The 9,865-nt window shown below is 65.6% G+C and carries 12 protein-coding genes; 10 read left to right on the top strand and 2 right to left on the bottom strand.

Features of this window, described 5'->3' with window-relative positions; all coding sequences use genetic code 11:
* Nucleotides 1-127 precede the first annotated feature (127 nt).
* Both RMQ73_RS10760 and RMQ73_RS10755 read left to right on the top strand, forming a co-directional pair.
* On the top strand, nucleotides 128-757 hold the full coding sequence (locus RMQ73_RS10760; protein ID WP_409049867.1) for a sigma-70 family RNA polymerase sigma factor: 630 nt from the start codon (nucleotides 128-130) through the stop codon (nucleotides 755-757).
* 91 nt (nucleotides 758-848) lie between these two features.
* The gene (locus RMQ73_RS10755; RefSeq protein ID WP_310498228.1) at nucleotides 849-1,388 is read left to right on the top strand and encodes a DNA starvation/stationary phase protection protein; all 540 of its coding nucleotides are present in this window, start codon (nucleotides 849-851) and stop codon (nucleotides 1,386-1,388) included.
* A 127-nt stretch (nucleotides 1,389-1,515) separates the two neighbouring features.
* On the opposite strand, the gene RMQ73_RS10750 is transcribed toward RMQ73_RS10755, so the two are convergent.
* A complete protein-coding gene (locus RMQ73_RS10750; protein WP_310498226.1) occupies nucleotides 1,516-1,860 on the bottom strand; it encodes a hypothetical protein in 345 nt (114 codons plus the stop codon).
* A gap of 324 nt (nucleotides 1,861-2,184) precedes the next feature.
* On the opposite strand from RMQ73_RS10750, the gene RMQ73_RS10745 reads away from it, so the two are divergent.
* Both RMQ73_RS10745 and RMQ73_RS10740 read left to right on the top strand, forming a co-directional pair.
* Nucleotides 2,185-2,382: a CsbD family protein gene (locus RMQ73_RS10745; RefSeq protein WP_310498225.1), complete on the top strand. Its 198-nt coding sequence runs from the start codon at nucleotides 2,185-2,187 to the stop codon at nucleotides 2,380-2,382.
* A gap of 137 nt (nucleotides 2,383-2,519) precedes the next feature.
* On the top strand, nucleotides 2,520-2,696 hold the full coding sequence (locus RMQ73_RS10740) for a DUF1328 domain-containing protein (protein WP_310498224.1): 177 nt from the start codon (nucleotides 2,520-2,522) through the stop codon (nucleotides 2,694-2,696).
* Between the two features lie 21 nt (nucleotides 2,697-2,717).
* Here RMQ73_RS10740 and RMQ73_RS10735 read toward each other — a convergent pair whose 3' ends face one another.
* Nucleotides 2,718-3,368, bottom strand: coding sequence for a response regulator transcription factor (locus tag RMQ73_RS10735; RefSeq protein WP_310498223.1), 651 nt, complete (start codon nucleotides 3,366-3,368; stop codon nucleotides 2,718-2,720).
* Between the two features lie 387 nt (nucleotides 3,369-3,755).
* On the opposite strand from RMQ73_RS10735, the gene RMQ73_RS10730 reads away from it, so the two are divergent.
* From RMQ73_RS10730 to RMQ73_RS10705, 6 genes are all read left to right on the top strand, one after another.
* On the top strand, nucleotides 3,756-4,220 hold the full coding sequence (locus tag RMQ73_RS10730) for a hypothetical protein (RefSeq protein ID WP_310498222.1): 465 nt from the start codon (nucleotides 3,756-3,758) through the stop codon (nucleotides 4,218-4,220).
* A complete protein-coding gene (locus RMQ73_RS10725; protein WP_310498221.1) occupies nucleotides 4,220-4,822 on the top strand; it encodes a Pvc16 family protein in 603 nt (200 codons plus the stop codon). Before RMQ73_RS10730 ends, RMQ73_RS10725 begins: the two co-directional genes overlap by 1 nt.
* Nucleotides 4,819-5,736: a hypothetical protein gene (locus RMQ73_RS10720; protein WP_310498220.1), complete on the top strand. Its 918-nt coding sequence runs from the start codon at nucleotides 4,819-4,821 to the stop codon at nucleotides 5,734-5,736. The genes RMQ73_RS10725 and RMQ73_RS10720 overlap by 4 nt, the downstream gene beginning before the upstream one ends.
* A 27-nt stretch (nucleotides 5,737-5,763) precedes the next feature.
* Nucleotides 5,764-8,052, top strand: coding sequence for a phage tail sheath subtilisin-like domain-containing protein (locus RMQ73_RS10715; RefSeq protein WP_310498219.1), 2,289 nt, complete (start codon nucleotides 5,764-5,766; stop codon nucleotides 8,050-8,052).
* Between the two features lie 15 nt (nucleotides 8,053-8,067).
* Entirely contained in the window at nucleotides 8,068-8,520 is a 453-nt protein-coding gene (locus tag RMQ73_RS10710) for a phage tail protein (protein WP_310498218.1), read from the top strand.
* 3 nt (nucleotides 8,521-8,523) lie between these two features.
* The coding region (locus RMQ73_RS10705; RefSeq protein WP_310498217.1) for a hypothetical protein at nucleotides 8,524-9,865 on the top strand (1,342 nt) is incomplete at its 3' end.

Raw genomic sequence — 9,865 nt, 5'->3', positions numbered from 1 at the left:
GGCGCCGGCGGTGCGGCTACCGGGCGCCAAGGCCCAGTCCCCGGTGGTCCGCGACCTCGGGACGTTCTTGCGCGTCGTGTTTTCCGCGATCGAAGAGGCGCCGCTGCCCGGCAAGATCCTGGCCTTGCTGGAACGCCTGGGCGAGGACGAGCCGCCGCGCGACCAACAGCCGAATGCCACGCTCAGCGACAAGGACTTCAAGGCGGCGCTGGGCGCGGCAATCCCGCATTTGCGCGCTTTTGGCCGGTCGCTTTCCGGCAATGCCGATATGGCCGACGACCTTGTGCAGGAAACCATGCTCAAGGCATGGATTGCGCGGGACCGTTTCATCGCTGGCACCAACATGCGGGCCTGGACGCATGTCATCCTTCGCAACGTCTATTTCTCGCTTGTCCGCCGCGCCCGATTCAAGGGCGAATGGGACGAGTTTTCGGCCGATCTGCTGCTTGCGGTCCCCCCCGGACAGGAAAGCCATATCGCCCTGAGCGACATGCAGCGCGCGTTGATGCAATTGCCGGCCGAACAGCGCGAAGCCCTGATCCTGATGGGCGCCGGCGGCATGACATGCGAAAATGTGGCCGCCATCAGCCAATGCGCCGTCGGTACCGTCAAAAGCCGCGTCGCCCGCGCCAGGGTGGCGCTTAAGGTGCTGCTTGATGGCGGGCAGTTGCAGTTGTCCCGCGCGGACATGCCCGAAACCGGGGTCGCGCCATTTGACCAGATCATGCAGCAGGCACATACCCTGTCGCAGGCCTGAGGATCTGGCCGGAGCGGGAACCGGCAGCACTGGGAACCGGCAGCACTGGCGCCGCGTTGCAGAAGGGACACCCCCTGCAACGGAGACAACCATGACAAAGAAGATGAAAACCGGATCGCCCGCCAGGGCCATGACGGTAAAGGGCCGCGGCGCGCGCGATGACGAAAAGCTGGCGACCAGCATTGATCGTGAAGGACGCGACGCCGTGGCGGCCGCCCTGAAGATCGCCTTGGCCGACAGTTACGCCATGTATCTCAAGACGCTGGGCGTGCACTGGAACGTCACCGGGCCGAGCTTTTTTGGCCTGCACAAGCTGACCGACGCCCAATACAAGGAACTGCACGGCGCCGCCGATGCCATTGCGGAGCGAATCCGCGCGCTGGGCCATGTTGCCCCGGCGAGCTTTTCGGAGTTTCGCGAAGCCTCATGCGTCGATGTCGAAACGCCGCACAAATCAACACCCGATATGCTTTCCGAACTGGTGGCCGACAACGAGGCAGTGGCCCGCAGGATGCTGGAGGCAAGCAACATTGCCGAAGATGCCGGGGACAAGTTCACCGAGGACATGCTGATCGGGCGCATAGGCGTGCATGAAGAAAACGCCTGGATGCTGCGCGCCAGCATCGCCTGAGCTGTTTGCGGGCCATTCTTGACCGGATGGCCCGCAGGTTCGTTTCGCAAAATTTGCAACGCACACAAAAATGGCGCCGGACCATCGAACCCCGGCGCCATTTTCGTACGCAACGCAGAACAGGAAATTACTGTTTCGGCGGCACTGTCGTCGTGGTCAGCGTGTCGGTCTTGGTGGTCGCGCCGATCTTGCCGGCTTCGATGGCGTCGGCCTTTTCCTCGCCCTTGTCCTTCACGGCATCGGCCTGGTCGCGAATGGCATCGGCGTTGGCGTTGGCAGCGTCCTGCGTGGCCGCGCCTGCGGCTTCGCCCTGGCTTTCGACAGCATCGGCCTTGTTTTCCATGCTGGCAGCAGCGGCGTCGCTGGTGTCGCGGACGGCGTCAGCCTGGGCATCGGCAGTTTTCTTTTCGCACGCCGCCAAGCCGAAGCTGGCGACAACAACGAGCAGCAGCGGTGATAGATTGGGTCGCATGGTGGTTACACTCCTGTTTTGGTTGCCGGACTGGTTCGGTTTCCCGAACTTCCAACGCATCAAGGACGCCCCGGTTCCTCGCCCGCAGACTTGGGGCGAGCAGGGTGGACCCGGCCGCAATTGGGGGGGGGGGATTTGCGGCCGGGTCCTGTTCGGGCAGCGAAACTGGGGGACGGGGCTCGCTGCCTCGATTGCATGACGCACAGCCTCGCATTTGGTTGCAAGCCATCATGTGCGGCACAATTGCCGGCACTGGCGCTGGAACTGGCACATGCTTGCGGGCGTTGTCTGGATTGCCCGCCCGGTCTGTTGCCGGCCGGTTGCGTGAAGGATTTTCCCATGGGCGAGATGAATGAAAAGGCCAAGGGTCTTGGCAACGAGATCGCTGGCAAGGCCAAGCAGGTCGTTGCCGACGTTACCGACAACCCCAAGCTGAAGGTCGAAGGCGAACTGCAGCAAGCCAAGGGCAAGGTGCAGCACGCCGCCGGCACCGTGATGGGCAAGCTGGGCGACAAGGTCTGACAGCAGCGGAGCCGGGCGCGGCGAGATTCTGCCGCGCCCGGCCTCTCTTGCATCTTCCGCTGGCAGGAACCGCCGGCAGGAACCACTGGGCCCGGTGGACGTTCTCCGGGAATTGCTCATTTGCACTGGAACCGCTGATGCTTCGTTATGCCATCATCTTTTTTATTGTCGCGGTAATTGCCGGCGTGCTTGGCTTTGGCGGCATTGCCGGCGCGGCCTCGCAGATTGCAGTCCTGCTGTTCTGGGTCTTTGTCGTGCTGTTCGTGCTCGGACTGGTCGCGCATCTGTTTGGCGGTCGCGGGCCCAGCGTCTGACACGACGCGGCGTTATCCGTCTCAGGCGCTCATGCGGCCTGGGATGGCGCTGCGCCGAGGAACGTGCAGCTTGTCGAGGATGTTGTGGACATGGTTCTTGACCGTGGCCGGACCGATCCGCAGCGCCTGGGCGATTTCCTTGTTCGACAGGCCATCGGACACCAGGGCGGCGATCTGGCGCTCGCGGGTGGTCAGCAGGCTGGGCGGCGCCGGGCGTGCGCCCGACAGGCTGGCCAGTCGCTGGCAGAGCATGGCGGCCAGTTGCGGCGAACAGCCGACCTGCCCTGACAACGCCTGACGAATTGTGTCCGCCAGTTCGGCAAGCGTGCCATCGCGGCCGACAAAGCCGGTCAGGCCGGCCTCGGCACAGGCAAGGCTCGATTCCTCGCTCGTGATGCCGAAACCGACCAGCGGCAAGCCGGGGCGACATACCTTCATGGCGCGCGCCAGAGCCAGGGCATCGGTGGCGGCGACATCGATCAATACGGCATCGGGGTGCAATTCGGCCAACCTTGCGAGCGCGTCTGCGCTGCCGGCGGTCCCCAGCACATCGATGCCCGTCGTGTTGGAAAGTCCACTGGCGATACCGTCCCGGTAAAGCAGCACATCACTGATTACAAAAACCAGCGGCCGGCGCGCGGCTCCCTGGTCCGCGGCAGCACGTTGCAACATCTTGCCATCCTCCACACTGGCCTGCGCCCCTCCCAAGGCGAGCAGAGCATCCTTCGGGCGTGGCCACAAAGGCCGGGTACCGAACAAATGCACCGCTGCTCAACGCCAGCGAACACACCAACAAGCACCTGCTGACCAGCAGGCACGACGATACGAAGGCGACCGATTCTTATTCTTGTGGAAACCAAAGAATATGACATCCCGCCCATGTTGGCAAAGTCTTTTCAGGCGCCGCATGGCAGGGGCGCGATTGCCCCTGATGGTCCATGAAAGCCCCTGCCATTCGGCCCATTGCCGATGCTCAGGCCTGCCAAGCGCAAATGGGATTCCCCGGGTTGCACGCCCCGCCCGGCAGGCGCCAGGCAAGCCGTTCGGCCATGGGCCGCAGTGCCATCGGGACGTGCCATCAGGCTGATGGTCGCGGCGCCCGGCGAGCGCGATGTTGCATGCGAACCCCATGACAGCAGGAGCGCGCGCATCACCATTCGCATCCAGCTTGGCGCAATGCCCGAAATGCTCGGCGAAATCGTCGTGGCTCTGCTTGGCGCGCGCGAAGCCGTCGAGGTGGTCGGCCGTTGCCACGAAGGCGAGGATGCGCTGGACGCCGCGCACCGGACGCATGCCGACCTGCTGGTCGTGCGGGAAGCGCAGGGCGCCCTCCACGCCCTTGGCAATCACGCTCAGCCGGCGCCAGACTGCATATCGCGGATCTTTGCCAATCCCGGCCTGGCCATAATGGCGATTTCCGATGATGCTGCCGCCGCTTCGGTCGTCCGGCTCGAACCCCGCCACATGACGCTGGACGGCGACCATCTGGCGGCACTTTCTGCCAGTCTCAAGGCGCTGCACTGATGGCCAGCCACCGCGCCATTGCCGCTGCCGGCGCCGCCATCGTCAGCTTGCTGCGCGACCATTATCCGCGCGCCGAATTCGGCGGCGGCGCGCTGGATGTGCAACTGCGCCAGATGCCCGAAATTGCCACGGCCATGGCTGACGGCATCGCGGTGTGCCTGTGGCGGGTGACGCCGAATGTGCAGCGCCGCGCGCTCGGCCCGCGCACCGATATTCATGGCCGGCGGTTCCGGCCGTCGCTGCCGATCGACCTGCACTATCTGCTGGTGCCCTATGGCAAGGATGCCGAGCGGCAACAGCGCCTGCTGGGCTGGATGCTGCGCGCGATGGACGATCTGGGGCCGCTGGTGGCCAGCCAGCTCAATCACTTCCTCGCCGAAAGCGATATCTTTGCCGACACCGAAACGGTTGATCTGGTGCTCGATCCGCTGAGTATTCCCGATCATCTGACGCTGTGGGACCGGGTCAAGGTGCTGCCGCCGGCTGCCAGTTATGTCATGCGTATGCTGGTGCTCGACAGCGAAAAGACGCTGGACGAATATCCGCGCGTCGTCGAACGCCAGTTCGATATGGGCGTGCTGGGCCGCGAGGTGCCGGCATGACCGTGCGCGTGCTGGAGCATGTCGTGCGGCCCGCAGCGCTGGGCGTGCGGTTTCGCGATGTCGCCACCGGTGCCTTGGTCGGCGAGGGGCTGGGCGCCGTTTTGACCAGTCGCAGCAATCCGGCCCGCACGGCAGCGCTGGCGGCGAACGGTCAACGGGTCTGGGTGACGTCGAACGTCCCGGGCATGGCGCCGGTGCCGGTGTTTGCCGCAAGTGCCGATGGGCCGCCCGATGACCTGCCGTGGTGGAGCCAGACGAAAAGCGGCCAGAGCCTGACGGTCACCGACCCTGCGGGGCGGTTCTTGCCGTTGCGGCTCGATCTCGACCTGCCCGAAAAGGGCCTGTTTCAATGGCCGCACTGGGCCGCCCTGCCCCAGCCGCTGCTGGCACCGTTGACCGATGATGACGGCACCGGTCCGGTGGTGTGCCGCGATGCCCTGCCGCTGTTTTCCGCGCCTGGGCGCCGCGCGCCTGCCGGTTGTGCGGAGCTGCGCTGCCAACTGGCGTTCCAAGCCAGCAACGTGCCGGCAGCCTGGGCGCTGCTGACCGCCAGCCATGCCGGGCGGGTGTGCGGCCTCGCGCAGGCCGACGCCCATGGCCGGGCGGCGATGTTCTTTCCGTGGCCGCCGCCGATACGCCCCGATCTTGCGGCGGCGCCAGCGCCAGCGGCGGTGACCGAGTTTCGCTGGCCGCTGGTCATCACGGCCTATTCAACCGCGCTGGACCCGGCCCGCCAGCCCGATCTTGGTGCATTGCTGGCGCAGCTGGATCATCCGCGCGGCGTCTTTGCCTCGACCATCGGCGGCCTGACGGCGCTGCCGGCGCAAACACTGGAATTCGGCCGTCCGATGACGCTTCGCACCCGGACCACGCCGCCCGGCCCGCAATCGCTGCTGCTGATGGCAGCGGCATGACCAGATTCTAGCGCAGGAGATACCGCGATGCCCGAATATCTTGCCCCAGGCGTGTTTGTGGAGGAGGTGTCCTTCCGCGCCAAGTCGATCGAAGGGGTTTCGACCACCACCACCGGCTTTGTCGGGGCCACCCGCTATGGCCCCATCGATCTGGAACCCGATATCATCACTTCTCTGGTGGAATATGAACGGGTCTATGGCGGCAAGGCGCGGCTGGATTTTGATGACACCGGCGGCGCCGACAATTATCTATGGAACGGCGTGCGCGCCTTTTTCGAGGAAGGCGGCAAGCGCTGCTATGTCGCGCGCGCTTTTCATCGGGGCGATACGCCGGCGGACGAAGCGGCCACCATCGCTGCGGCCTGCGCGCATTTGCAGGGAAGCTATCCGCCGGCCAATGTGCGGGTGCGCGCCCGTCATCCCGGCAAGGCCGGCGCGGGCCGTGTGAGTCTGCAGATGCGGCTCAGCCAGAACCGGTTGACCATATCGAATGGCGCGGCACGGCTGTCATCCAGCGCGACCCGCGACGTGGTGGCGGTGAACGGCCTGGCGGTGGCCGCCAATGACGGCCTGTATCTGCTGGTGCGCGACGTACAGGCCGGCACCTGGACGTTCGACAATGGCCTGGCCGGCGCGGCGCGGGTGAGTTTCGAATTGCAGGCGCTGGCGGCGCAGGCAAGCGCGCGGGTGCAGACGCTGACGGCCAGCGTGTCCTATGAGCCATCGGACAGCGGCCTGCCGTTCTTTGGCGCCGCCGGACTGGCGCTGGACACCGGCCATACCAGCGGCGGCGAGCCGGATTCAATTTTCGACTATTTCGCAGCGGTGCCGGCCAGCCTGTCGCGGGCGCGCACCCTGCCGATCATCATCGAGCAGCAATCGGTAGCCAGTGCCGATGCCGCCAAATTGGCCGCCGATGCCAGGCTGGCGACAGCGACTTCCGAGGCAGTGGCTGCGACTGCGGCGGCCGGCATAGCGCAAGGCGATTTCGATGCCGCCAAGCTGATTTCCGACCAGGCAGTTGCCGATGCGGTGGCCGCCGAAGCGGCAGCGGCGGCCGACCCGGCTGATCCGGTGCTGGCGCAGGACGCGCTGGACGCACGAGCCGACGCCGATGCCAAGACGCTGTTGACTCAAGCGGCGCAAGCGTCGCTGACGGCCGCCAATATCGACAAGGACGCCAAGGCCGCCGCGCAGGCATCAGCTTCGGCGGTGGCGGCGGCCGCAACGACAGCAGCGCAGGCCGCAGCGGCCAGCAACGGCAAGATGGACGGCATCACCTTTGCCCGGACGTTCCTCGTCGGTGCGGCGGCGACGGACCGGTTCACGCTGAAAACGCTTGCCGGGAAAAAGGAGGACGACTCCCCTCGCGACATGGACCTGCCGGTGCTCGATGCCGTCTATCGCCTTGATGGCGGGCTGGACGGCAAGGAGCCGGGGCTGGCCGCCTATCAGGGCGCCGAGGACCCGACCACCAATCGCAGCTGGGGATTGAAGGCGCTGGAGGCGATCGAGGACATCTCGATCATCGCGGCGCCGGGATCGACGGCCAATGGCACCGATGCGCTGGCCATCGCCGGCGCGCTTATCAGCCATGCCGAACGCATGCGATATTGCATCGCCGTGCTCGACAGCGTCTTCGGCCACAGCATCGCCGATGTGCGGGCATACCGGGGCACGCTCGATTCCAGCCATGCCGCGTTCTATTACCCCTGGGTCAAGGTCATTGACCCGCTGACGGGCGTGGAGAACCATTATCCGCCGTCCGGCTTTGTCGCCGGCATCTATGCGAGGAACGACATCGAGCGGGCGGTCTACAAGGCGCCGGCCAATGAAGTGGTGCGGCTGGCCATCGGTTTTGAAAAGATGATCAACAAGGGCCAGCAGGAAGTGCTGAACCCCGAAGGCATCAACTGTTTCCGGTTTTTTGAGGGGCGCGGCATGCGCCTGTGGGGCGCGCGCACCATATCGAGCGACCCGGAATGGAAATATGTCAATCTTCGCAGGTATTTCGCCTATCTTGAACGCAGCATCGACAAGGGCACGCAATGGGCGGTGTTCGAGCCCAATGGCGAGCTGCTCTGGGCCAATGTCCGCTCGACGATTGCCGATTTCCTGCTGAACGAATGGCAGAACGGCGCGCTGCTCGGGGAGAAGCCGGAGCGGTCGTTCTTCGTCAAATGTGACCGTTCGACCATGTCGCAGAACGATCTCGACAATGGCCGGCTGGTTTGCCTGATCGGCGTTGCACCGCTGCGTCCGGCCGAATTCGTCATTTTCCGCATCGGCCAATGGACGGCCGACCGCAAAATCTAATCGGGAGCAACGCAAATGGCTGTCCAGCGCGAACGTCCATATGTCCAGTTCAACTTTCTGGTCGATATCGGCGATGGGGTGACCGAAGGCCCCGCCGCCGGTTTCCAGGAATTGTCGGGCATCGGCATGGAAGTGACTGTGTCCGAATACCGGACCGGCAATCACAAGGAAAATTCGGTGATGAAGATCACCGGCATGAACAAATCCACCGATGTCACCATGAAACGCGGCGTCATCGGTTCCTTGAACCTGTACAAATGGCTCGATGACATACGCAACGGCAACCAGAACGCCCTGCGCACCGTCAAGGTCATCCTGCAGAACGAGGACCATAGCGCCGCAGTCGTCACATGGAAGCTCATTCGGGCGCGCATCATCAAGTCCACCATGGGACCGTTCAATGCCAAGGGCACGGACGTCGCCATGGAGGAAATGGTGCTCGCCTATGAACGGCTGGAAATGGAATAGACCTTGTACCAGCTGTTCCATCCGCGCCGGCTGTTGCCAGGCCTTGCCACCGGGGCCGCCGCGCCGACGGTGGACGGCCTGCCGCGCATGGACGTGGCGTTGTTCATCGGCTTTGCAGCGCGCGGCCCTTGCCACCGCCCCATCGTCATCGACAGCGCCGGCGATTTCCAGTCGGTGTTCGGCGGCGATCTGGCGCTGGCGCATGACCCTGGCACCGGCACGGCGCTGAAGGCCGCCCTGCCCGCCGCCGTGCGCCATTACTTTGGCAATGGCGGCACCCGCGCCCATGTCATCCGGGTGTGCCGCACCGCGGAACTGGCGCGGCGGCTGGGGCACAACCCAATTGGCAGCGATGTGGCAGGCACCCGTGTGTTCACCGTGCCCGGCGCCAGCGTCGGCGGCGCGGCCCTTGTGGTGCGCGCCGCCAGCCTGGGCAGCTGGGCCGATGGCATGAAGGTCGCGGCACGGCTTGATCGCACCGCGCCGGGCCGGCTGCGGCTGATGCTGCGCGCCGACCTTGATGGCGCGCGCCAGATCATCGGGCCGTTCGGGCTGTCGCCGCAGGACGCTGACAGCTGGTGGGCGGTGCTGGATGACGACGCGCACCACGCCGTGCCGGGGGCCAATGTCGGTGCGCGCGCGTTGCTGGCGCCGCACGGCGCGCCTGGCCTGGTCGATGTTGGCGGGCTGGACGACAATTGGTCCGAGGCGCTGGGTGCCGACCCCGAGCCGCGCACGCCGCTGGAACGCGATGGCCTGTCGCTGTTCGACGCCGACCTGTTTCTTGACCCGGCGCTGACGGCGCTGGGTGTGGGCACGCTGGCGGAGGCGGCGACGCAGCAGCGCGATATTCTGCAATTGCCGCTGCTTGGCCTGCACGGCGCCTTTGCCGTGGCTGGCGGCGGCGATTTCGGCGAGCCCAGCCTGATGGCGGTGCCGGATGCCGTGCAGCCGGGATGGACCATCCGCGTCGTGCCGCCGTTGCCGCCGCCGCAGCCCGGCCCGGCAGCGGTGCCGCCGTCCTGGCGCGGCCATCGCAGCAATTGCGCCGCGCCTGCCGGCCGTGCCGGCGATAAAACCATCGCCGATGCCCCGCCTCTTGCCGGGCCAGATGCCGGCGCCATCCTGGATTGCGGCACACGCTTGCTGCTGGCGCCAGAGTTCACACCGCCCGAAACCCCGCGCGGATTGGGCGCCCTTACGTTGGCGTGGAGCGCGTCGGAACCGGGCAGCATGTACACGCTGGAGGAGGCCGGACGCGCCGATTTTGCCGATGCGGTGGTGATTTGGGAGGGCAAGGCGCTTTCCCATGACCTGCTCATCAGCCGCGAGGGCGCCTATTATT

Source organism: Sandarakinorhabdus sp. (genome assembly GCF_031430775.1).
Lineage (GTDB): Bacteria > Pseudomonadota > Alphaproteobacteria > Sphingomonadales > Sphingomonadaceae > Sandarakinorhabdus.
Note: the sequence above shows the minus strand (reverse complement) of the source record. Positions and strands in the feature narration are given on the sequence as shown.

Coding starts and splice junctions, on each gene's coding strand:
- RMQ73_RS10755 (WP_310498228.1), top strand. CDS start 849: ATGACAAAGAAGATGAAAACCGGATCGCCCGCCAGGGCCATGACGGTA.
- RMQ73_RS10750 (WP_310498226.1), bottom strand. CDS start 1,860: ATGCGACCCAATCTATCACCGCTGCTGCTCGTTGTTGTCGCCAGCTTC.
- RMQ73_RS10740 (WP_310498224.1), top strand. CDS start 2,520: ATGCTTCGTTATGCCATCATCTTTTTTATTGTCGCGGTAATTGCCGGC.
- RMQ73_RS10735 (WP_310498223.1), bottom strand. CDS start 3,368: ATGTTGCAACGTGCTGCCGCGGACCAGGGAGCCGCGCGCCGGCCGCTG.
- RMQ73_RS10725 (WP_310498221.1), top strand. CDS start 4,220: ATGGCCAGCCACCGCGCCATTGCCGCTGCCGGCGCCGCCATCGTCAGC.
- RMQ73_RS10720 (WP_310498220.1), top strand. CDS start 4,819: ATGACCGTGCGCGTGCTGGAGCATGTCGTGCGGCCCGCAGCGCTGGGC.
- RMQ73_RS10715 (WP_310498219.1), top strand. CDS start 5,764: ATGCCCGAATATCTTGCCCCAGGCGTGTTTGTGGAGGAGGTGTCCTTC.
- RMQ73_RS10710 (WP_310498218.1), top strand. CDS start 8,068: ATGGCTGTCCAGCGCGAACGTCCATATGTCCAGTTCAACTTTCTGGTC.